This window comes from Ruminococcus sp., assembly GCF_019423705.1.
Classification (GTDB): domain Bacteria; phylum Bacillota; class Clostridia; order Oscillospirales; family Ruminococcaceae; genus Hominimerdicola.
The window spans coordinates 1-21,481 of record NZ_JAHZAX010000004.1 but is presented as its reverse complement, the minus strand read 5'-3'; the positions used below and the strand labels follow the sequence as shown (position 1 = coordinate 21,481).

Annotated in this window: 22 protein-coding genes, 2 tRNA genes, 1 pseudogene and 1 riboswitch; of the genes and pseudogenes, 16 read left to right on the top strand and 9 right to left on the bottom strand. The window is 42.6% G+C overall.

The annotated features are described in order from the left end of the window. Nucleotides 1-38: 38 nt before the first annotated feature. Together QZ371_RS04205 and QZ371_RS04200 are read right to left on the bottom strand one after the other, a co-directional pair. Nucleotides 39-1,247, bottom strand: coding sequence for a cation:proton antiporter (locus QZ371_RS04205; protein ID WP_295209886.1), 1,209 nt, complete (start codon nt 1,245-1,247; stop codon nt 39-41). 370 nt (nt 1,248-1,617) lie between these two features. Beyond that, nucleotides 1,618-1,724, bottom strand: a riboswitch (Fluoride riboswitch). Nucleotides 1,725-1,755: 31 nt separating this feature from the next. Continuing rightward, nucleotides 1,756-2,907 (bottom strand): MFS transporter, encoded by a 1,152-nt coding sequence (locus tag QZ371_RS04200; protein WP_295209882.1) that lies wholly within the window; start codon nt 2,905-2,907, stop codon nt 1,756-1,758. A gap of 251 nt (nt 2,908-3,158) precedes the next feature. Between QZ371_RS04200 and QZ371_RS04195 the strand changes: the two genes are divergently transcribed. Together QZ371_RS04195 and QZ371_RS04190 are read left to right on the top strand one after the other, a co-directional pair. Then, nucleotides 3,159-3,350, top strand: a complete 192-nt coding sequence (locus QZ371_RS04195) for a helix-turn-helix transcriptional regulator (RefSeq protein WP_295209879.1) — start codon at nt 3,159-3,161, stop codon at nt 3,348-3,350. Beyond that, the gene (locus QZ371_RS04190; protein WP_295209876.1) at nt 3,322-3,672 is read left to right on the top strand and encodes a hypothetical protein; all 351 of its coding nucleotides are present in this window, start codon (nt 3,322-3,324) and stop codon (nt 3,670-3,672) included. The genes QZ371_RS04195 and QZ371_RS04190 overlap by 29 nt, the downstream gene beginning before the upstream one ends. A gap of 75 nt (nt 3,673-3,747) precedes the next feature. Here the strand turns inward: QZ371_RS04190 and ppk1 are convergent. Next, a pseudogene (gene ppk1, locus QZ371_RS04185) lies at nt 3,748-5,880 on the bottom strand (polyphosphate kinase 1); the annotation flags it as partial. Between the two features lie 277 nt (nt 5,881-6,157). On the opposite strand from ppk1, the gene QZ371_RS04180 reads away from it, so the two are divergent. Both QZ371_RS04180 and QZ371_RS04175 read left to right on the top strand, forming a co-directional pair. Next, a tRNA-Met gene (locus QZ371_RS04180) sits at nt 6,158-6,234 on the top strand. A 21-nt stretch (nt 6,235-6,255) separates the two neighbouring features. Further along, nucleotides 6,256-6,330, top strand: a tRNA-Glu gene (locus tag QZ371_RS04175). A 154-nt stretch (nt 6,331-6,484) separates the two neighbouring features. Here QZ371_RS04175 and QZ371_RS04170 read toward each other — a convergent pair. The 5 genes from QZ371_RS04170 to QZ371_RS04150 form a co-directional block, all read right to left on the bottom strand. Beyond that, complete coding sequence (locus QZ371_RS04170) at nt 6,485-7,759, bottom strand: site-specific integrase (RefSeq protein WP_118124619.1); 1,275 nt, start codon at nt 7,757-7,759, stop codon at nt 6,485-6,487. 122 nt (nt 7,760-7,881) lie between these two features. Further along, entirely contained in the window at nt 7,882-8,067 is a 186-nt protein-coding gene (locus tag QZ371_RS04165; RefSeq protein ID WP_038670583.1) for an excisionase family DNA-binding protein, read from the bottom strand. A 513-nt stretch (nt 8,068-8,580) separates the two neighbouring features. Next, nucleotides 8,581-9,861 (bottom strand): AAA family ATPase, encoded by a 1,281-nt coding sequence (locus QZ371_RS04160; protein ID WP_242992477.1) that lies wholly within the window; start codon nt 9,859-9,861, stop codon nt 8,581-8,583. 886 nt (nt 9,862-10,747) lie between these two features. Continuing rightward, complete coding sequence (locus QZ371_RS04155; protein WP_366558696.1) at nt 10,748-11,620, bottom strand: IS3 family transposase; 873 nt, start codon at nt 11,618-11,620, stop codon at nt 10,748-10,750. 44 nt (nt 11,621-11,664) lie between these two features. Further along, nucleotides 11,665-12,003 carry a transposase gene (locus QZ371_RS04150; protein ID WP_118124621.1) on the bottom strand — a complete coding sequence of 113 codons (339 nt, stop codon included), beginning with the start codon at nt 12,001-12,003 and terminating at the stop codon, nt 11,665-11,667. Between the two features lie 127 nt (nt 12,004-12,130). On the opposite strand from QZ371_RS04150, the gene QZ371_RS04145 reads away from it, so the two are divergent. The 12 genes from QZ371_RS04145 to QZ371_RS04090 all read left to right on the top strand — a co-directional run bounded on the left by QZ371_RS04145 (nt 12,131) and on the right by QZ371_RS04090 (nt 21,150). Next, a complete protein-coding gene (locus QZ371_RS04145; RefSeq protein ID WP_295209865.1) occupies nt 12,131-12,733 on the top strand; it encodes an IS3 family transposase in 603 nt (200 codons plus the stop codon). Nucleotides 12,734-12,828: 95 nt separating this feature from the next. Beyond that, nucleotides 12,829-13,380 (top strand): histidine phosphatase family protein, encoded by a 552-nt coding sequence (locus QZ371_RS04140; RefSeq protein WP_117957788.1) that lies wholly within the window; start codon nt 12,829-12,831, stop codon nt 13,378-13,380. A gap of 817 nt (nt 13,381-14,197) precedes the next feature. Further along, nucleotides 14,198-14,731 carry a sigma-70 family RNA polymerase sigma factor gene (locus QZ371_RS04135; protein WP_117957789.1) on the top strand — a complete coding sequence of 178 codons (534 nt, stop codon included), beginning with the start codon at nt 14,198-14,200 and terminating at the stop codon, nt 14,729-14,731. Next, on the top strand, nt 14,724-15,401 hold the full coding sequence (locus tag QZ371_RS04130) for a DUF4367 domain-containing protein (RefSeq protein WP_117957790.1): 678 nt from the start codon (nt 14,724-14,726) through the stop codon (nt 15,399-15,401). Before QZ371_RS04135 ends, QZ371_RS04130 begins: the two co-directional genes overlap by 8 nt. A 95-nt stretch (nt 15,402-15,496) precedes the next feature. Continuing rightward, nucleotides 15,497-15,922 (top strand): hypothetical protein, encoded by a 426-nt coding sequence (locus QZ371_RS04125; RefSeq protein WP_022127446.1) that lies wholly within the window; start codon nt 15,497-15,499, stop codon nt 15,920-15,922. Between the two features lie 168 nt (nt 15,923-16,090). Then, nucleotides 16,091-16,495: a hypothetical protein gene (locus QZ371_RS04120; RefSeq protein WP_022127447.1), complete on the top strand. Its 405-nt coding sequence runs from the start codon at nt 16,091-16,093 to the stop codon at nt 16,493-16,495. 69 nt (nt 16,496-16,564) lie between these two features. Then, nucleotides 16,565-17,455 (top strand): hypothetical protein, encoded by an 891-nt coding sequence (locus tag QZ371_RS04115; protein ID WP_118124625.1) that lies wholly within the window; start codon nt 16,565-16,567, stop codon nt 17,453-17,455. Nucleotides 17,456-17,466: 11 nt separating this feature from the next. Continuing rightward, on the top strand, nt 17,467-18,222 hold the full coding sequence (locus tag QZ371_RS04110) for a DUF2705 family protein (protein ID WP_022127449.1): 756 nt from the start codon (nt 17,467-17,469) through the stop codon (nt 18,220-18,222). Between the two features lie 10 nt (nt 18,223-18,232). Next, a complete protein-coding gene (locus tag QZ371_RS04105) occupies nt 18,233-18,868 on the top strand; it encodes an ABC transporter ATP-binding protein (protein ID WP_022127450.1) in 636 nt (211 codons plus the stop codon). 1 nt (nt 18,869) lies between these two features. Beyond that, entirely contained in the window at nt 18,870-19,598 is a 729-nt protein-coding gene (locus QZ371_RS04100) for a hypothetical protein (protein ID WP_117859548.1), read from the top strand. A 945-nt stretch (nt 19,599-20,543) separates the two neighbouring features. Continuing rightward, entirely contained in the window at nt 20,544-20,810 is a 267-nt protein-coding gene (locus tag QZ371_RS04095) for a DUF4314 domain-containing protein (RefSeq protein WP_117896759.1), read from the top strand. A gap of 67 nt (nt 20,811-20,877) precedes the next feature. Beyond that, complete coding sequence (locus tag QZ371_RS04090; RefSeq protein ID WP_117858182.1) at nt 20,878-21,150, top strand: DNA cytosine methyltransferase; 273 nt, start codon at nt 20,878-20,880, stop codon at nt 21,148-21,150. 29 nt (nt 21,151-21,179) lie between these two features. Here QZ371_RS04090 and QZ371_RS04085 read toward each other — a convergent pair. Further along, nucleotides 21,180-21,481, bottom strand: a 302-nt coding sequence (locus tag QZ371_RS04085; protein ID WP_295209846.1) for a DUF3795 domain-containing protein, incomplete at its 5' end; no start/stop codon positions are given.

Here is a 21,481-nt window from a genome sequence, read left to right as displayed (position 1 = left end):
AATGATTATATCACATTAGCCGCACAAGGGCAAGTCCGTCACGAGGCAATATTTTCTTTTTCGAGAAGCTTTTTATATGAAGCGTCAATGCCCAATGCGCCGAGAGGTGCGGTTATGACTATCGCCATCACCGCAACGGAGAGGACGAGTTTTCCGCAGCCGAGGCCTGCCGCAAGGGGAACAGAGCCTATGGCCGCCTGAACAGTCGCCTTTGGAAGATAGGCGATAACGCAGAAAATGCGCTCTTTTATGGTGAGAGAAGTTTTAATGGTGCAGAGCCATACGCCGACGCTTCTGAAAATAAGCGCCAAGAATATCATCGCAACTGCACCAAGACCAGCCTTGAGGGTGTACCTGATATCCACCGCCGCACCGACGAGGACGAACAAAATGACCTCGGCGGCTATCCAAAGCTTGCCGAACTTTTCGGAAAGGCGCTTTGAGACAAATTCCGTGCTTTTGAGCTTTATCACGCAGGCCATACTAACGACGGCGATAAGTCCCGAAACAGAAATTTTGCCCTCGAGCCAGCCCTCAACGGCGATAAGAAGCAGGGCAAAGCCGAGGATCACTATGACCTTTGTGCTGTTGCGCACGCAATGCTTGTGGGCGTATGAGGTCTCGAAAAACTGATAGAGCAGCCAGCCTGTCAATGCGCCAAGGACGATTCCGAGTATGATCGACACGGGGACGTTTACGAAGTCCATAACCTTTGCGCTTCCGCCCTGCGCCATATTAAGGAAAGTTGTGAAGAGGACTATGACGAAAATATCGTCGCAGGAAGCGCCTGCCATAATCATCTGAGGGATACCCTGCTTTGTGCCATAGTGGGTCTCCATAAGCTGAACCATTCTCGGGACGACGACTGCCGGAGAGACTGCGGCGAGGACAGCGCCCATAACGGCGGCGTCGATATGGGATATATCCAACAGGTGAGGGGCTAGGAGCACATAGGCGATGATCTCGAAGCTTGCAGGGAGGAAGCAAAGCAAGACGGCAGGACGGCCAACCTTTTTGAGGTCGCCGAGGTCGAGGGAAAGGCCAGCCTTGATGAGTATGATCACGAGGGCGAGCTTTCTGAGGTCGGCGGAGATAGATAGGATAGATGGGTCGAAGAGGTCTAGGACATAGGGGCCAAGGACGATACCTGTGGCGAGCATACCGATGATACGGGGGAGCTTGAGGCTTTGACAGATAGCGCCCATAGCAAGCCCGACAATAAAAATAAGAGCAAGTGAAGTTAACATAGTTTCTCCTTTTTAATTCGCATAGGATTGGAAAAATCGTAAACAGAACGATGCAGTCAAATGAGGAATGAGGAGTGAGGAGTGAGGAATGAATGTATCGCCTAGCGGCGATGAATTTTGAAATGGGGAAAAGAAAAAGTGCGGATTTGCAATTGTACCAAAAACTAGCGCAGCGAAATTAAAGCGGAGGCTCAAGCGCGGCGCCAGAGCGCTTGCGGGTTCTTAGGGCAGCGATTTTGCGACACAACTCCGTCAGCATTAGCACCACGCAAACGTAACGTCCATAATAGTATCCACACAAAACAAAAAAGCCGACAACATTCCGCAAAAGGCATAACCACATAAACGCATAAAGCGCCAATAGTTAAACCTGTTCGCAGAAGTCATCAGCTTGAAAATCCTCAATCTTGCTTTTCAAAGCGGTTCTGACGGCGGAATATCCGCCAGCCAAGGGAGAACCTCATTCCCTGTGTGTTATTATACCACCTGCGCCAAAGCTTGTCAAGTGCTATTTCCTGCACTTCTTTTCAGTTTTGGATATCATCACAAACAGCAAAATGAAAAATACCGCAAGATATATCGGCATAAGACGAATGTTGACGTTGTTTGCGATAACGCCGAAAACCGGTGGCATAAAGGTCGAGCCAACGTAGGCGCTCGCCATTTGTATGCCTATTATGCCCTGTGAATTCTCTGCGCCGAAGTTCGCCGGGGTGGAGTGGATTATGCAGGGGTAAACAGGTGCGCAGCCAAGGCCTATCACAACAAAGCCGATTATTGCGCAGATGTTCACGGGCAGGGCGATGAGCACAACGCCGCAGAGGGCTAAGCTTGTGCCAAGGCGTATCATTCGGTTGTCGCCCACCTTATCGGAAATGAAGCCCGAAAGGAAACGTCCGACTGTTATGCCGATGAAAAACAGCGAGCCGAAAGCGGCGGCCTTGTCCTTTGAAATGCCCTGCGTACACTCAAGGTAGCTGCTTGCCCAAAGCATTGTGGTGGCTTCTGCCGCACAATATGCGTAAAAGCCGATAAGCAGGGTGGGAACGCCTTCTATTTTAAGTGCGCCTTTCAATCCAAGGAGCGGCTTGTCCTCTTCCGTTTGCCCAGGGTCTTTGTTTATTTTCCAAAGCGGGAATGAAAGGAGGATAACTGCGAGGATAAAGAACTGGATGACCGAAACGTTGCGATAGCCCTTTGACCAGCTTGAATGGGTGAGGGCGTAGCTCATAATATAAGGGCTGACGATAGTTCCAACGCCCCAAAAGCAATGGAGCCAGCTCATATGCCGTGAATTATAATAGAGCGCAACGTAGTTATTAAGAGCGGCGTCGATGGCTCCTGCACCCAGTCCGTAAGGGATACCCCACAGGCACATTTGCCAAAAGCTATCCACAGTTGAGAAGCCGAACAGGGCGACGGCTGTCAAAAACACGCTGAAAGCCGTGACGGCTTTTGTGCCGAATTTTTTTGTAAGTCTTTCAGACATAAGGCCCGAGATTATCGTGCCCCCTGCGATTATCATTGAGACGATACCCATATAGGATATCGGTACGTTGAAGTCCACACGGATAGTTGGCCAAGCAGACCCCAGCAGCGAATCGGGCAGGCCGAGGCTTATAAAGGCGAGATATATGACCGCCAGCAGCAATGTATACATAAATTTTTCCTCTCTTTTATTTATCTTGCTTTGATTCAAAATGCAGTATAGCACAGGCAAAGTGCGTTGTCAAGGGGTTTTGCATATGTTTTTATTTATTCAAATGTTGGGGTGGTCGCAAGATCCATCGCCAACGGCGATTCCTTCATTCCTCACTTAAACGCACTCTACTAAGCGTTTATTGACAGCGTGGTTTCTCTATTGTATAATCATCTTAACGCCACTACTCTATTCTTTGAAATGAGATCACTATGGATTATAAAAAGATCGGTGAACTTATTTGCCAACTGCGCAAGGAAAAAGGTCTCACTCAACTCCAGCTTGCCGAAAAACTCCACGTCAGCGACAAGGCTGTTTCCAAGTGGGAACGTGGTATCGGCTGCCCGGACGTTTCTATCCTTAACGCCCTTGCAAATGAACAAGATCAAATTTTTTGTATGTGACAAGTGCGGCTCTGTTTTCACAGCCACAGGCGCAGGCGAAATTTCCTGCTGCGGCAAAAAGCTTTCGCCCCTTGTGCCAAAGGAGGCTGACGCTGAGCACAGGCTCAATGTCGAAAAGGTCGAGGACGAATTTTACCTCACAAGCGCCCACCCTATGACCAAAGATCACTACATCGCATTTATTGCGCAGGTGAATTTCTACAGGGTCAGCCTTGTCAAGACCTACGCCGAGCAGAGCCTTGGCGTGCGTTTTCCGCAGACTGGCGACGGCTATTTCTGCTATTACTGCACAAACGACGGATTTTACAAATTCAAGCCATAACTTTGCACACACAACAAAAACAGCGAAAGCGTTTGTATTGCTTTCGCTGTTTTTTCGTATATTTATGGTATATGATTATTTCTTTACTTTTTTCGATTTATCAGCCTTTGAGGACTTGCCTTGCTTGTCTGACTTGTCCTCTTTTTCGACAGCTTCCCCAGCCCTTGCGTATTCCATATCATAGAAAACTTCCTGCGAGCTTACAGCCTTGCCCTCTGTTGGCACGAGGGTGTATTCGCCGTTGCTGTCAAGTTCTCTAGCCTGCACGTTGTCGCTGAGCATAATATCGAACATTTCGCTGAGCTGCGCCTTGATATCCTTATCAAGTATCGGTGCGGCGACTTCCACACGGCGGAGGGTGTTTCTTGTCATAAAGTCGGCAGAGGCGATATAGATTTTTCTATCCTGACCCTTGCCGAACATATAAATTCTCGAATGTTCAAGGAAACGTCCCACAATGCTTATAATTCTGATATTGTCAGTTTCGCCCTTTACGTTCGGGATAAGACAGCATATGCCTCTTACCACAAGGTCTATCTTCACGCCTGCCTTTGAGGCTTCGATAAAGCGGTCGATTATCTTCTTGTCGGTGAGCGAATTTATCTTCACGCCGATATAAGCTTCCTTGCCCGACTGTGCAAGGGTTATCTGCTCGTCGATCATATCGAGGACTTTATTTTGCAGGCAATTCGGCGCAACGAGAAGCTTGTCTGTGGTCTTGACTGTATCGTCAGCGCAAAGAGCGTTGAAAACGTTGATAGCGTCCTGTGCGATAGCTTTATCGCAGGTCATAACGGACAGGTCGGTATAAAGTCGTGAGGTCTTTTCGTTGTAATTTCCCGTGCCTATCTGAGTGTAATATTCTGTCTTTGTGCCGATACGCTTTGTGATAAGGCAAAGCTTTGAGTGGACTTTATAGCCCTCAAGGCCGTATATAACTGTACAGCCTGCCTTTTCAAGTCGGCGTGACCATTCGATATTATTTTCCTCGTCAAAACGTGCTTTTAGCTCCACCAACACAAGAACGTCCTTGCCATTCTCGGCGGCTTCGCAAAGTGCTTCCACAACTTCGCTGTGCTTTGCCACACGATAGAGCGTCATTTTTATCGACACGACCTCATCATCGTCAGCGGCTTCACGGAGCATTCTGATGAAAGGCTTTATGCTGTCAAAAGGATATGAAAGCAGGCGGTCTTTCTTTTTGATCTGCGGCAGAACAGGCTTGTTTTCGTCGAAAACTGTGTTTTTCTGCGGCAGTCTTTTTGCATAGAAAAGCTCTGTTTTCTGTCTGAGGATATCCTGTATCTGGAACAGGAACGACAGATCAAGCGGAGTGCTGTTGCGGAAAACGGAGCGCTTGTGGACTTCAAGATACTTGCAAAGAAGCTCCACCACGCCGCTGTCAAGCTCTCTTGAAAGCTCCAAGCGGACAGGGGTAAGGCGCTTTCTTTTCTTGATAAGGTCTGCCATAAACTCTCTGTAATCGAGGTCTTCATCATAAAGGGCGTCTGCGTCGATATCGGCGTTCCTCGTCACTCTGATAAGAGATTTTGAGGTGACTGTATAGCCCTTGAAAGCCTTTGGCGCAAAGTGGAGGATAAGCTCTTCAGAGAGCATATATTTGCCCTGCGAACCCACTTTTATGAGCCTTGGGAACACCTCAGAGCCGCAGGATATCATACCGAGCTTGTCCTTTGAATTTTTTCTTGAAAGGACGAATGCGGCGTAAATTTCCTTATTTTTCAGGAACGGGAAAGGCTGTCTTTTGCCCACAACAACTGGCGAAAGCAGCGGTGCGATCTGCGTGAGGAAATACTGTTCAAGCTGGGCGTTTTCCTCTGGGGTGAGGTTTGAAAAGTCCACAAGCTCCACGCCCTGCTTTGCAATCTGCTCCATAAGGTTTGCATAGATGGCATTTTTGCGCTCGTTAAGCTCACCAACACGGGTGATAACAGCCTTGAGCTGTTCCTTTGCGGTCATATTGGTCTTATTTTCTCTGCCGCTTGAATCGACTTCCATTTGGTCGGTGAGAGAGCCCACACGCACCATAAAAAACTCGTCGAGGTTGCTCTGATAGATCGAAGCGAATGAAAGCCTTTCGCAGAGCGGCACGCACTCACGATCGGCCTCTTCCAGCACACGCTCGTTGAATTTGAGCCAGGAAAGCTCACGGTTCATATACACGCTTTTCATTTTATATGTCTCCTTATTATTATAGGTTGATAGTTTTGAACTATTTAACTATGTATTTTACTTATTATATCACATAATCGTAAAGACGAAAAGTGTTTTTGAACAAATTTGCGTAAAATTTTGCGAAAAAGGGCATAATATCATTGTGACAAGTGACATAATGTTTAAAAATGCAACCCGAATTATATGCACGATAAACAAAATAGAATTTTTTGAAGATTTTTTTGAAAAAGGGGTTGACAAGTTGGGGCCGTTGGTGTATAATAATTAAGTCGCTATGAGGAAAACATATGGCGGTATAGCTCAGTTGGCTAGAGCACTTGGTTCATACCCAGGGTGTCACCGGTTCAAATCCAGTTACCGCTACCACATTTCTCATAGCGAAAAATCGGCCCGTTGGTCAAGAGGTTAAGACGCCGCCCTTTCACGGCGGAATCATGGGTTCAATTCCCGTACGGGTCACCAAACCATATGCTCGGAAACAGCGTAAATACGTTGTTTCCGAGTTTTTATTTATTCAGAAATTGTTCTCAACCACTTATCTGCCACTTGTTTTGAAAATTACTGTTTAAAGATATGTTATTGTGTCACTCGCAGGACGCTGTCTTGCGGGTGATTTTTATGTCCCAAAAACTTGTACGAGTTGTTCTTCCTCTTGCTCGTCCTCATTTACATATATATCTTCATAGCTATCCTTGGCAGGCTTTTCTTCCTCTGTGTTTGCCTCGTTTGTGAAGCTCAGCGCATTGCTTATCGCATCGCAGTTTCTTGCTTTAGCCTCTTGGAACATATGACTGTACAAGTTCAAAGTCGTTCCGACGACGCTATGACCCATATCTTCTGATACCGCTACAACATCCACGCCCTCAAAAATCAGAAGTGAGGCGTGCAAGTGACGTAGAGAATGAATATTTCTAAACGGTATTCCTATTCGCTCGCAGTAGCCTTTTAGCCACTCAAAAGGAGTCTGCGGATTCATGGGCGCGCCGTTCCATTTGGTGAACAGCCTGTCGTGATCTTCCCATTTCGTCCCAAGCCGCCTTGCTTCTTCATCCTGCTCTGCTTTGAACTGCCTGAGCAAGTTCATTATCGAGGCAGGCATTTTGGATACACGTTTTGATTTTCTTGTCTTGGTGGTGTCGGTGTATATCCCTTTTTCCGCAGTGTACTGCGAGGTGCGACGAACGTGTATCAGATCATGCTCAAAGTCAATATCCTTCCACTCAAGTCCTAGCATCTCGCTGCGGCGATAACCGCTGTATATCGAAAGAAGCAGGTACACCTGATATTTCATAGGCTCGCTTTTCAGATTTTCATAAAGTATCTTTACTTGCTCGATCGTGTAGATCTGCTTTTCCTCCTGCTCCTGTTTAGGCACGAATACTCGCCTGCAAGGGTTGTCGCACAGCATTCCCATACGTACAGCGTAGCTGAATACGTCGCTTATGAAGCTTAGATGATGCACTGCCGTTTTCCTCGACAGCGGCTTACCTGTGTTCATATTCTTGCCGTTGACAAGCATATCTGTCACGAACTTCTGAATATCACGAGCAGTTATCTTATCAAGCCGCTTGTGACCGATCGCAGGATATACCCGCTTGGTAAGCTGTTTCATTCGTGCGTATGATGTAGGGCGAAGATTGACTTTTGCATATTCCTCAAACCACTGCTCAGCAAATGTTTCAAACTTTACTGCCGCAGTTATCTGTCCACGCTTGCAGTCTTCTTCGAACAGTATAGCCTGCCTTTGCATCTCCTTTTCTATCTGCCTTTTCGTCATACCCGGTTCAGGCTTGTAGCTTTTGTACTGGTTGCGCTGCTTTCCGTCCACGCCGTAACCGCATGACACTTTAATTTCGTAAGTCCCGTTGGGACGCCGTCTTATTGTCGCCATATATAAACCTCCGTTTCAAAACTATGGCGCATTTCTGCAACCGACATTATACTACATCTCTGCGGAAATGTCTAACAGAAATGCGCCTTCGTTATTAAATTCTACCTAATCAACAAAATTTCTCACACAGTTTCGCCACGGAGATAACTCAAAAACTTATCCCGATTGATGAGATACTTTTTTCCTGCCATGATGTGTGGGATCTGATTGTTGATACACATCTGGCGGACTCTATACTCTGTCAGTCCTTCGACAAGCGCTGCCGCCTCCTTGATTGTAAGCATTGTGATCTTTGTGTTGTTATCCATTCTGTTATCCCCCTCCTTGTTGTCTTTCCGATTGTTCTGCCTTTGATTTTTCTTCCGATCATTTTAAACAGTCCTTTCCTGATATTCTCTTAGACGTCATCGACAACGCCTGTAATCACGCCGATTTTACGCACTTTTCAGCCCTTGCGACCCCTGAATCATTCAAAACTCAAACTTATGACCCCATAAAAATTATGCACAATCATTTTGCTGAAACTGCGTATTTTCGGCACTTTTGCGGCGAGCTTTGCTCGTTCGCTGTGAGTGTTTCGGGGGCTGTGACCCCGAAACTTTAACTTGCAATGAAATATTTCACTTTCTTCGTTATACGGCAAATCGGGGATTTGTGCATAACTGACATATCCGGTTTCGACGTGCTTTCAAACTGATTTCAGAATTCTTCGGTTATCTACTCGTACACCGCTCACAAATCGGCGTGTGTTGCCCTCTGATGCCCCGAGTGGTATGTTTACCCTACCGCAAATGAGGAGGGCACAAATCGCCCCACATTCGCTAACTCTTAAATGGCGGAACTTCAATGCCTTGACTTGCAAGTGTGCTTCTGATTTTTCTTGCGGATTCATTCAGAATTTCATCAAGCGTTGTCCACCTTACTTCACATATCTTTTCACCTTGGACAGGGTCAGTAGAATTACAAACAGGGACAGTAGCTTTGCGCACAGGGTCAGCAGAATTTTTATCTTTTTGATTTCCATAATCGCCCTCAAACAACGTATTTAAAGGCTTTTCGGAACCTTCCGAACTCATTTCAGTGACAGCAGGGTCAGTATATTTAACAGCTTCGGGCATTAGATTTTTACCGTCACCGGTGTCACTGCTTTTATCATATTTCAGAATAATTACTCGCTGACCGTTGCTGCGTCTGGATTTAAAAGTCACACCGTAACTTTGCAATTCATAAGCGTGCTTCATAAGTTCTTTTTTGATATGGTTTGCGAAAATTTCTTTACAAAGTATTTTGCTTAGCATGATTGCAAGCTCCGTTGCAGAGCCTTTAAAATAATTGCGTTCCAACATGAAATCATGCACAGCGAAAGAGAAAAAGTCCGCTTCTTTAGCCGTCACTTCGTCAACAACTTTCCAGCGACTATTTTCAAACACAAGATTTATTTCTTGGTTTTCAATATCACGTCCTACACAGTAAAGTTTTGCGTTTCGGCTGCCACGCTTTGTTTCTACAAGAACCATGCTTCCGTCAACGCAGCCCGACAAACCTGTGCTGCCCGATATCATATTGAATGGATCGCTGTCGGAACACTTTCGTGTGTGATGAACAGCTACGATTGCAATTTCAAGCTTGTCCGCAAGACATTTCAGAATAGATAGCTCTTTGTAGTCCGAACCATAACCGTTATCGGTTGACTCACGAATCATTTGCAGAGTATCAATGAACACAACTTTTAAATCGCTATGCTCTTTCTTGAAATTCTTGATCTGCTCTTCAAGTCCGCTGCCTATTGATTCTGACATGATTACAAAATGCAATCGCTCTGTCGGCTCGTCTGTAATTTCATAGAGACGATTTTGGATTCGTACATAGCTGTCCTCTAAACACAGATAGAGCGCAGTTCCTTGTGTAGTTTCCTGATCTAAAACTTTTTCTCCTTTCGCTATCGACAAGCACATATCAAGTGCCAGCCATGACTTTCCCACCTTCGGTGCGCCTGCTAAGATATACAGACCTTGTGCAAGCAAGCCGTCTACAACAAACTCTATTGGCTTGTACACGGTTGTCATAATTTCTTCGCAGGACTTTGAGTTGAACTTTTTCAAGTTATCAAGCCTCCTTTTCTTTTTTTCTTCTTCCCCACAACAGTACAGTTCCTGTCAGAAAGCCTTGTTTGACCTAAGGACGTTTTTACAAGCTTGGTACGCTCCTGCTCCTCCCGCACGATCTTCGCTGTACTTCGCCGCTTGGTATCTCTCCTGCGTGGGATTTAGTTTTCAAGATTCTTTTTGCCTCTCAATCTGTAGCCGACGAAAAGAAGCTTTTTATGCGTGCGTGAAAAAAAATTTGTAGGGTTGCACAAGTCTGCTCATATGACTTCGGCCATTTTAACTATGCTCTTCCGCTTGTATAGGGGAAGAAGTTGAGGTTTTGACAACCATTTTGACAGCAATTATTTTAAAGTTTGTATCTCTGCACAAAATCAGAACAGAAATCTTGTATGGTTTGCTCTCATATGTATAGGGGGAGAAGTAGCTATTTTGCAACCGGATTTGAATTAATAATTTTCAAATTATATGTCTTCTTTTTGTTTTTCAAGATTCTATGTTTTACTCTTTCTTCCACTGGAGATATCTATCCAAACAAAAAAGCCCACAAAGACTTTTAAATCTTTGTGAGCTTATTACTCCCCAATTCTATGGTATCTCAAATTGAAACAGTTGTCAATAGGTTGCCGCAAGATTTGTAAGGTACGACAAATATCAGAAATTTGACACAGGGGCAAGTTGTGAATTTAAAACGTTGCACAGTGACACACCCCCTATGTCAAAGTGGTATTTGTTTAACGAATGATCTTTGACGTGCTCATGAAATCCTTTTTTTGATATTGTCAATAAAACTTGACACATTTTTTGAAAATCACGCAGCGACTCGCAACTCCTCATAATACCTCCTGATATTGTCAATAAAACTTGACACATTTTTTGAAAATCACGCAGCGGCTCGCAATTCCTCATAATACCTCCTGCGTTTAACTGCCGAAGGCAATCCACCATTTGCGGAACATATCCTTCTATTATTCCAATAGCTCATATAATACCGCCAAATCATCGTTTTCAACTCTGCTGCGGTATAGTTGTCCGGTTTCCTGTTTCTGCTGTAAAAAAGCTCCTCCTTCATCCTTGCCCACATACTCTCGCATCTTGCATTATCATGACACCTTCCTCCAGCACTGTTCATGCTCTGTACTAACCTTGCCGATTTCAATGCTTCACGATATTTTTCACTTGTATATTGACTGCCCCTGTCCGAATGAAGTATCGCACCCTTTAATTCAGGATATGAGCTGATGGCGTTCTTTACCGTTTCAATGCAAAGCTCTGCTTTCATATTTGTATCCATGGCAAGACCGACTACGGTTACATCGTAGCAATCAAAAATCGCCGATACATACAGCTTGCTGTCCTTGCCTTTGAGCTCCGTTATGTCGGTTATGCACTTTTCACCGGGCTTATCTGCCTTAAAATTACGGTGCAGAAGGTCATCTGACTTCATTGCTTCACGGTCTGCCTTTGTGATACCATTAGGCTTTCTGCGCGGTTTATGAATCAGTCCTATCTGCTCCATAACCTTGCGGACAGTAGCTTCACTGGGAATTGATATGTTAATTTCCCCGGCTTCCTTTTTCAGCTTTAACGCCATATACATACGTTTCCTGCCATAACAATCGTTACATTCATCCTCATTATGTATTTTCTGCATTTCCACTGAAAGCTGCTCATATTTCCACGGATTATTCTTGCGGTCAAGATAGTCATAAAATGCCTGTCTGCTGACTTCAAGAGCCATGCAATAAAAGCTGATTTTTCCATTAACTCTGCCGTCATCGGTGCGGATTGCGATATATTTCAGTCTTTGCTCTTTCCCGGCTTCTGACGGCTCGCTGCGAAAAAAGCGGACGCCTCCTCCAGAAATTCATTCAGTTCCTCCAGCTGCCGATTTTTCTTTTCAAGCTCTTTTATCCGCTTGTTTGCTTCCTTCAGCTGCTGCGCAAGGCTAAGAGATTCTTCGGGTGTACGTGTGCCGGCACCTGTGTCTATTTCACCGGCTTTGGCTTTGCTTACCCATGTCCCGATAGTTCCTTTGGGTATGCCAAGTTCCTCGGCTGCCGCCTTATTTCCTATCTCTTTTGCAAGCTTCACCGCTTCTTTTTTGTATTCCTCACTGTACTGTTTTCCTGTTCCCATTCTAAACACAACCTTTCTTTTTTTTATTATATTTCCTTTGGCTTGGTTGTGTCAAGTTTTATTATACTACATCAGATATGTTCCGCAAATGGTGGATTGCCTTCGGCAGTTAAACGCAGGAGGTATTATGAGGAGTTGCGAGTCGCTGCGTGATTTTCAAAAAATGTGTCAAGTTTTATTGACAATATCAAAGAACAGTTTAAAATTTCCGTATCTGCTGAAAAATCTAAAAATTGACCGACCAAATCAGGTATGGTCAATTGACATCACCTATATCAAAATGGGGCGCAGCCATATGTATCTGACAGCGATTATTGATTGGTACAGCCGTTTTATCGTGGGCTATGAATTGTCTGATACGCTGGATACTGCACCGGTTTTAGCAGCAGTCACAAATGCCATGGAACAATACGGCAATCCTGAAATTATCAATTCTGATCAGGGCAGCCAGTTTACAAGCAATGACTATATTGAATTCCTGAAAGCGAAGAATATCCGCCAGAGTATGGACGAAAAAGCTAGATGGGTGGATAATGTGGTAATTGAACGCTGGTTTCGCAGCTTGAAAACGGAGTTGATTTATATCAATGAATACAGCAATCCCAGAGAGCTGCGCCAGCAGATTGGTGGTTACATCAAGGATTACAACAACGAAAGACCCCATCAGGCGCTTGGCTACAAGTTGCCTGTGCAGGTTTACCAAACCAAGTCTGTATGCAATGCTGCATAAATTTTGCTTACGTTTTTTGGATGGCTATACAAAGTTTTCGCTGTCACGATAATTTTTTTCATTTGTGTCTTGACAAGGGGGACATTATAAATATTATGTTATATATTATGCGTCACGGAAAAACAGAATGGAATCAACAACATAAACTGCAAGGCAGAACCGATATACCGTTAAATGATGAAGGACGCAAAATGGCTGAAGCTGCACACACTGAATATCTTGATGTGCATTTTGATGTTTGCTACACATCACCACTTATTCGGGCAAAAGAAACGGCAGAGATTGTTTTGAGGGATAGAAATGTTCCGATAATAACAGATGATAGACTTGTCGAGATGTCATTTGGTTGCTATGAGGGACTAGCGAATAGCTTTCAGATACCTGACTGCCCGATAAACGTACTTTTTAAGGAACCTGCATCATACACTGAATCTGTTGGTGGAAGCGAGACTTTTGACGAATTGTTCGCACGTACTGGTAGCTTTATTTCAGAGGTTGTAACTCCAACAATTAATTCAGGTAAAGATATACTTATTGTCGGGCACGGCGCTATGAATTCCGCTATAATTTGTCAGATAAGAAAGCTTGAAATATCGGATTTCTGGAGCAATGGAATTGAACAATGTAAATTAGTACGTCTGATATAACTTCTGTTTTTCAATTTAATCAGCCTGACACACATTTCAAAAATCGCATTTCCCGACCTTTGAATAATCCAAGCAAGTTATCATACGACCGATTTCCCAAAATGGTAAGTCTGTCTTTACGCAGGGGTGAACGTTTCGTTCATTCCTTTTTTGCTGTTACGCCAGCTTCAAGGGGTCACCCAAATGATGACTCCCGAAACCGCCGCCCCGATTTAGTGCGTTAGTTTACAACAGAAATTCAGAACGCTATTTTTATGGGTAGGACGTGAAACACGACCCACTCAAAAGCTAACGTCAATCAGACTGACATCAACTCTCACGCTGTATATTTCCGTCGCAAATCATGATGAAAAACCACTGCTACGATTTAGTGCGTTTGCTGCCGTCATATGAGTGGTCAGCAGTTCTTTTACTTCCGGGTAGAGCCACACCGCCTGTCTGTGCATAGACCGTTTCATTACTCACCTCCAGCCTGGTCTGCATGATAGCGTGGCATATCAGAAGGCTTGGTGGGCGGTTGATAATATGACGAAATGAGTTGTTTTTACCATTGGAAGTTCAATGTTTACCATTCATGCCAAAATGCCTGCATTTTTATAATAATTATACATTTAAGACTCTTTGTGCCGATCGGGTCAGGCTGACGATAGACGCACCTGCAAGCAGGGCAAGGATATTACCCGTTATGAGTATTCCGATTGGCTGAAGAATTTACATGTGGCTAAGTCTGAGTTTTCTGTATCTTTACGCTTGAAATATTTAACTTTTAGTGATATACTTGTTATATACTAACAAATGAAGTCAAAGGGGAGATTTTATGTTAACAGTTTGTCTGACATTGATAAACGATGATGAAGATAAAAAAAGTTTTGAACAACTAGTAAAAAAGTTTGAAAAAAAGCTATATACCGAGTCGTTTAAGATTTTAAGATCACATGAATTAGCGGAAGAAGCTGTATGGGAAACATTTTATAGAATAGCCGATAATTTTCATAAAATTCACAATTTACCCGTGTACAAAATGGAAGCTTACTTGATTATAACTATTAGAAACGCTTCTTATAGACTTTATAACAAAGAAAAAAAGCATTTCTACAATGACATTCATGAAGAAATGAGAGATATTCCTTCCGCCGATGAATTTAACGATTATAATGTTGCCGATTTATCTAAGGCAATCAGCGAACTGGAAGAAAAATACAGAGTTGCAATTACATATTTTTATTATTACGGACACAATGCCGATGAAACCGCCAAACTTATGGGAGTTTCACGGAACGCTGTATATAAATATCTGAGAAAGGCTGAACAGATTTTGTTTGAAAAATTACGAGGTGATATTAGTGAATGAAAATACAGCATTGTATAGAGCTATCGAACAAACTATCATACTGCCGTGTGCAGGAGAAATGGAATCTATCGCAGATGTTGAATATAAATTTTCAGAGACTTACAAAAAGAAAGTAAACAGGCTCATAAAGGACAGAAGCAGACCATATTATCCGTTGATAAAAACAACTCTGAGGAAGACTATTTTTATTATAGCGGCAGGTTTAATGATGGGTACAATTACAGTTGCCGCTGTTCCACAGTTAAGAGAATGGTTCGTAGGTTTGTTTGTCTCGCAAAATGAAAATAACGCTGATGTGCATGCTGTTCAAGGAGCTATTCCCGCAGATGATATGAACGATGAATTTATCTATTATGAGCCGACGTTTATTCCAAAAGGATTTGTAGAAGAAAGCAGAATTGAGGATATCGCACATTTAGGCATTGATTATCGTTTCAAAAATAAAATCATTTTTTATTCTCAAAGTCCATTAACGGCAACCCATAATATTGATACTGAAAATAGGAAAACAGAATATGTTACCGTATCAGGCTGTGAAGCGTTTTTATCCTATGATGACAACTCATCTATCATTGTTTGGAATGATGGAGATTATGTATATTCCATAAACGGAGATTTGTGCAAAAATGACATAATTGAAATGGCAAATTCGGTTAATCCTACAAAATAAAATATTTTTTACGAAAAGTGTGTACAAATTTACTCAAACTTGTATCTCAGTATATAAAGGGAACAAAATTTTGAGGAAAGGAGTGCACATTTTTTATGAAGAAAATGATTTCTGCGATAATGGCTATATGCATTATGATGTGTTCGCTTAGTATGAGTGTTTCGGCGAATAGCGTAATCGATTATGTAGAACCGGGTATAGAATTAATGTATCTGTACACAGACAATGTTAGTACAAGTGTATATCGTTCAGGCTCAAATATAGCTTATAAATGTGATGCTAAGGGCAAATCCACAGCAACAAAGATAAGCATTTATCTGTATCTACAGGAATATTCAAACGGTGCTTGGAGTAATGTTGATGTTGTTACAAAAGCAGTGAACGGACGCAGCGCATACGTCAGCGATACATATTCATCGGCGGTATCAGGAAGAAAATATCGTACTGAAGCTCATGTATATGTTTACAGCGGAAGTAAATACGAGTATCTGGAAGTCAACAGCGGAACATTGATTTTCTGATACATAACTGGTGTAATAAAAATAGAAAGGTTTGGTGAATCCAATGAAGATGTGAATATTTATTTTGCACAATTATTCATTGCAATAATTGTGTGATATGATGAAATTAAAATACTCTGCAACAAAACTTAAAGAAAATTACACTTATATTGAGAAAGGACGTTTAATATGAAAAAGATCGTTAAGAGAATTGCAGCTATGGGTGCTGCTGTTATGATGATGGCATCGATGTCGGCTATAGGTGTAAACGCTTATGGTACAGCTTCGTTCAGCAATGAACTTGCACATTCTGACGACTATAACCCTATTACAACTACATCAGGCTATTCAATTGACTATGCGTATGGTGTATGGGCAACATCAATTTCAAGCGTAAGCGGCTATAGCAAAGGAACACCCCGATTTAAGGTTAAGACGGGGGGCTATTCCGATTATGTTGATGTATATAACACTAACCAGTTATATTCGTTTGATTCATCCATGTGCAGAGGTAATAAAACCTATTATGGATATGTTAAGAACAAGACTTCAGGCTGCAAATGCAAGGTGTCTGGTGAATTCAGGTTTATGTAAGGATAATACATCGGAGGAGAAGTGAATCTTCTCCTCTATGTATTAATATAAACCTACGGAGGCAAATATATGATCAAAAGTATACTTACCCAAACAAAAATAATGCTTAACAAAAAGGGCTTTATGTTCGGCTTTTCGGCAATGATGATGATATGTCTCTTAGAGGTTGTTTTCAGTTCATACGGTGTTACCGCCCTACGAATGGAAGGAGACGGCTTTCCCGGGAACGACCCATCGTCGGTCATAACCTCCTTTGAAGCATTTATCCTCTGTGTACCCTCAGGACTGCTCAGCTATCTTGAGCTGCTGTTCCCATTTCTGTGTGCTCTGCCCTTTTCTTTTTCGATACTTACCGACAAGGCAGCCAACACGGATACTCTGTTGTGCGCCTACTGCGGTAAACAAAGGTACATCATATCAAAGATCACAGCTGCATTTATCGGCTCATTTCTGATATTTTTCGTTCCGCTGATGATAAACAGCTGTCTTAATTATCTCATCTTCGATAATTCCATGGGAGCAAATCTATTCAACCCGAACTGGCGTTTTAACGGCTTCGGCGTTATGCGTGCCACAGATTACCCCAATGCTCCCTTTGGAGAACTGCTGGCGGCTTCGCCCTTTCTGTACAGTATGCTTCATGCTTTTATGTTTTCTCTGATGTCGGGAGTGTTCGGGGTGCTTGCTCTTGCCTGTTCGGTGTTTTGCAGAAGGAACAAAGTGCTGACCTTCGGGGTCGGATTTCTTATCATAAACATAATGCAGTTCCTTGAAAACTACAGCATGAATGATGATATAGATAAAAAATATACCGCACTCGATCCATTCAAATATGTTACTTACTATTACTGTGACGGCAGGAGTGGAGTGAACTATTTAGCGTTTTTCATTGCTATGGGTGCGGTGATAGTCGTGAGTTCGGCTCTGCTGCTTTTCTGTGGCAGAAAAGACTATATCTAGGGAGTGAGAGAATGAAGAAAATGCTTCTAATGATCGCATCTATTGTCCCATTGTCACTGATATTCAACGGTCGTAATTTTTTCAACATTCTCGCAGAGCGCAGTCTGGGAGAATACGATGAGAGTTTTGATCTTTTGTTTATCGGAAACGCTTTCGGTTTTACAGCACTTCGTGATGCAAGCCTGCCCTTTATGCTGTACACATTGACTGTGGCTGTTGTCTATCTTTTTATGTTCGGACATACCATGTCTGATAACCTGAACGTCAGCGATATTTATGTTTTTATCCGAGAGAACAAGAGAACAAAATGGTTCGTCAAAAACTCGGCTCGTATATATTTGCAGAGCGCTGTTATAGTCCTTGTCAACGTGGTTGTGATATGGTTAATGACTGCCAAAATGGGCGTTGCAAATCAGCCCGGGGATATAGGAAAAATAGTTGGGATAACCATGATGATGATACTGTACATTTGGATACTTATTACCACCACAAATCTTTTCTCGGCATTGTTCGGCAGTACTATCGGATTATCTGTCGGAGCGGCAGCACATTATGCCTTTGTTATATCTGCAAGGTACGGCTTTGAGAATACCCTCATAAAAAACATAAACCCTTTGGCTGTCATTTTTAATATGTCAGAAAACAGGCGGAGCATTGTAACGTCAGTAATAGTAATGGGAGTGATCTTATTTGCGGTGTGTGTCATATTCTGCACCTATGTGAACAGATCTGATGTTAGCCTTAACAACAAAGAGATATTAGTGTGAGGAGATAGAAATGTCAACGATAACAGTTAAAAATGCAGTTAAAAAATTCAAAAACAGCACAGTGATCGACAATGTGTCTCTTACACTGGAGGGCGGAAATATCTACGGATTTGTAGGGCGAAACGGCAGCGGAAAGACCATGCTTTTCCGTGCAATATCGGGACTTATACATCTTACAAGCGGCAGCATTGAGATAGACGGCAAGGTGCTGCACAAGGACATTGACGCTCTGCCCAGTGTGGGTATTGCTATTGAAAATGCAGGACTATTTCCGGACTTGTCGGGATATAAAAATCTGAAGCTGCTGGCAGGGATAAAAAAGAAGATAAGCAAAGACAAAATTCGTGAGACTATCTCGGAGGTAGGGCTTGATCCCGACGATAAGCGCCCAATCAGAAAATATTCCCTCGGTATGCGGCAGAGGATACTTATTGCACAGGCTATTATGGAGGAACCCGATGTGCTGCTCCTCGATGAACCTACAAATGGTCTTGATGACAGCGGTGTTGACGAAATCAGAAAGCTGATCTCTGCACAGGCAAAGCGAGGGGCAATAGTCTGTGTTGCAAGTCACAACAAGGAGGATATCGCCCTTCTGAGCGATAAGATATTCAGAGTTGACAATGGCGCTGTCCGGGAGGAATGATATGAAAGTATTTTTGACCTTACAGGCGGCTTTGATCGCAGTCACTCTTCTGCTTTGCTTACATGCAAAGGGCTTGTCAGAGGACGTAGGAATAACCCGCATGGACACTATCGAGAAGATACATAACAGCAATTGTGACTATATTGCTGTGATCCATGATACAGAGGAACTGTATGATCGCTTTTCTCAGTTTGACAGTGAGAATGCAGACTACGGCATTGGGCTTTACGGAACAGCCATATTTGTAGGAACTCCACAGGACAGCTTTTCCTTTTCAAAGGGCAGTACCTTCTGCACCCTTGATGTGGATAAGGTCATAAAGGGTAATATCAAAACAGACAGCATTGATGTTGAAATCAAAGGCGGCTTTCACTACGAAACAGAGGCTGAGTTCAAAGAGCGGTTAATGAATGCTGAGGACATGGAGATAGAGACACCTTCTGAAAAACTATTCTCGCTAGATTTTGGCGGCATGAATTTTATGGTACCAGGGAAGAAATATCTCATCATTGCGCAGACTCTTGATTTTAAAGAAAAAACTGTTTACAGGATAAACGGTTATCAGATAAGCTGGCTGTGTCTTGATGAAACACAGAGCAAGATTATGAAAGAAGAATATGTTTATTCAGAATGTTGCAATAATGAGATATTTTCACCGGATCATAGTATTATCGAAGCATTTTATGCTAAAAAGGACGATATACTTAAAACTTATAACATAGTACTGTGATTTATTCAGTGATTCCTTAATATGTGGTCATCTCTAAATTCTGTTGGCTTGTCTGCGGCAAATCTTTATCCGTCATATTGTCCAAAATTCCCTTGACATACGCTAGTATACCTGCGAAAATTTAGTACAATCTGCCGAATAAATCTGCACCGCATCCAAACGACATATGAAGTTTATGCATTCACATGGGATGATGTGATTAAAAGTTTTGAATTATGACATAGTTTTATACTTGATAAATTAAAGTGTGATCGTGAAGCTATTGCTATGGAATTATTTAAAGAAGAGGAAGAGGATGGAAAACAATTGGTTTCTGATCTCACAAAAAAGCAGTATTAATAAAAAATGACAGCCTGCTGTCATTACGCATACGGTACTCTTCCTGGTAGAAATGCGCCACTTTCAACCACTTGTTTGCCACTTATTTGTGCTAAAAATCACCGAAATCGGCTTAAAATCACTACAATTGCATTGCTCTAAAACGCCGCAAAATCGGGCTTTTTCGCATTTTACTAAAGACCGCATCAGGTGTGCGGATTAATTCAATTCCCGTACGGGTCACCATACTTGTGCAATGAAATAGATGCACACCTCGAAAAGCTCGTATTTACGAGCTTTTTTTGCGTTTTGAGGGTAAAAATTTCAGGTGTAAAACCATAGATGCTTTTTCGTAAAAAAAGGATCTGAACCCTCAACAATTAAACATCGTCAAACAAAACGGCAGACTTTGAGTATATTTTGCTTTAAGCCTGCCGATTTGTATATAAAAAAACTTTCACAAAGTTTTCAATACAAATTTATTGGATCTGCCGATTTTGTTGGTATCTCTTAAAACAGAGAAACCAATAGGATCGGCTTTTTTGTTTTTTAAGAGAGGTGGTGATCCCAATGTGGCAGAGGCTGTATTAACAGATGAGAAAATAAATTTGACAGGAGGAATGTGAAATGTATTACAATAAAGAAAACGTTGAAAGGCTGCGACAGAGATATCCGGAAGGAACTCGTATCTGCCTTGACCAAATGAACGATGACCCGTTCCCTGTTGAGTCGGGAACGTTTGGCAAGGTCGATCACGTGGATGATATCGGCACTGTGCATTGTATCTTTGATAACGGCAGAACGCTCGGAGTTATCCCAGGCGTGGTCGATTTTCATATCGTAAGTGAAGATAGTGAGCAAACAGAAGATGAAGAAATGAATATATCAATGTGACGGTCAAGTTTTGAAAAAAGCTTGACCGTTTTTTTTGTTTGAAAAATCGGAAAGGAGATGATTCGTACTGATAAAATGTTTCGATATCTTTGCAGGTATCGGCGGATTTCGCTCAGGGTTTGAAAAAGCAGGCGGATTCAAGTGCGTCGGTTACTGCGAGATCGATAAGTATGCAAAGAAAGCCTATGAAATTTTGTATGATACAGAAGGTGAGGTGTTTTATGATGACGCAAGAAAAATCGACCCAAACGAGCTGCCCGATCTCGACCTTATATGCGGAGAAATTACCAAGCACAAGTTTTACGAAAAAAAATCACAGCACCTGTTATGGGTGCTGTGATTTTTGATTCCGATAAACTGGAATTTTAATTACTTTTTATACGGTTTATAATGCGGATTTTCGGAATTATTTTTCCAATATGCCTCTATACCGTATTCTCTAATTTGTTGATTTCCTTCCAGCCACTGCCGGTATACTATTTCTTCAAACAATCCCTGCGTTTTTTTACATGGAAACTCATTGCACTCTCCACAAAAATCAACACCATGGTTCTTTGTACATTCAAGTAAAAAACACCCTTCAATGCTACAACCATTATGTTCTGTGCTGCGGCAACCTGAACAAGAAGCACCCGCATATATGCTAAGTACTCCCTCAAAGTTGTTATAGC

What these genes read in the sequence shown, in the direction of transcription:
- QZ371_RS04205 (WP_295209886.1), bottom strand. Translation starts at nt 1,247, where the DNA reads ATGTTAACTTCACTTGCTCTTATTTTTATTGTCGGGCTTGCTATGGGC.
- QZ371_RS04200 (WP_295209882.1), bottom strand. Translation starts at nt 2,907, where the DNA reads ATGTATACATTGCTGCTGGCGGTCATATATCTCGCCTTTATAAGCCTC.
- QZ371_RS04195 (WP_295209879.1), top strand. Translation starts at nt 3,159, where the DNA reads ATGGATTATAAAAAGATCGGTGAACTTATTTGCCAACTGCGCAAGGAA.
- QZ371_RS04190 (WP_295209876.1), top strand. Translation starts at nt 3,322, where the DNA reads ATGAACAAGATCAAATTTTTTGTATGTGACAAGTGCGGCTCTGTTTTC.
- QZ371_RS04170 (WP_118124619.1), bottom strand. Translation starts at nt 7,759, where the DNA reads ATGGCGACAATAAGACGGCGTCCCAACGGGACTTACGAAATTAAAGTG.
- QZ371_RS04165 (WP_038670583.1), bottom strand. Translation starts at nt 8,067, where the DNA reads ATGGATAACAACACAAAGATCACAATGCTTACAATCAAGGAGGCGGCA.
- QZ371_RS04150 (WP_118124621.1), bottom strand. Translation starts at nt 12,003, where the DNA reads ATGGGAACAGGAAAACAGTACAGTGAGGAATACAAAAAAGAAGCGGTG.
- QZ371_RS04145 (WP_295209865.1), top strand. Translation starts at nt 12,131, where the DNA reads ATGAGGAGTTGCGAGTCGCTGCGTGATTTTCAAAAAATGTGTCAAGTT.
- QZ371_RS04140 (WP_117957788.1), top strand. Translation starts at nt 12,829, where the DNA reads ATGTTATATATTATGCGTCACGGAAAAACAGAATGGAATCAACAACAT.
- QZ371_RS04135 (WP_117957789.1), top strand. Translation starts at nt 14,198, where the DNA reads ATGTTAACAGTTTGTCTGACATTGATAAACGATGATGAAGATAAAAAA.
- QZ371_RS04125 (WP_022127446.1), top strand. Translation starts at nt 15,497, where the DNA reads ATGAAGAAAATGATTTCTGCGATAATGGCTATATGCATTATGATGTGT.
- QZ371_RS04120 (WP_022127447.1), top strand. Translation starts at nt 16,091, where the DNA reads ATGAAAAAGATCGTTAAGAGAATTGCAGCTATGGGTGCTGCTGTTATG.
- QZ371_RS04115 (WP_118124625.1), top strand. Translation starts at nt 16,565, where the DNA reads ATGATCAAAAGTATACTTACCCAAACAAAAATAATGCTTAACAAAAAG.
- QZ371_RS04110 (WP_022127449.1), top strand. Translation starts at nt 17,467, where the DNA reads ATGAAGAAAATGCTTCTAATGATCGCATCTATTGTCCCATTGTCACTG.
- QZ371_RS04105 (WP_022127450.1), top strand. Translation starts at nt 18,233, where the DNA reads ATGTCAACGATAACAGTTAAAAATGCAGTTAAAAAATTCAAAAACAGC.
- QZ371_RS04100 (WP_117859548.1), top strand. Translation starts at nt 18,870, where the DNA reads ATGAAAGTATTTTTGACCTTACAGGCGGCTTTGATCGCAGTCACTCTT.
- QZ371_RS04095 (WP_117896759.1), top strand. Translation starts at nt 20,544, where the DNA reads ATGTATTACAATAAAGAAAACGTTGAAAGGCTGCGACAGAGATATCCG.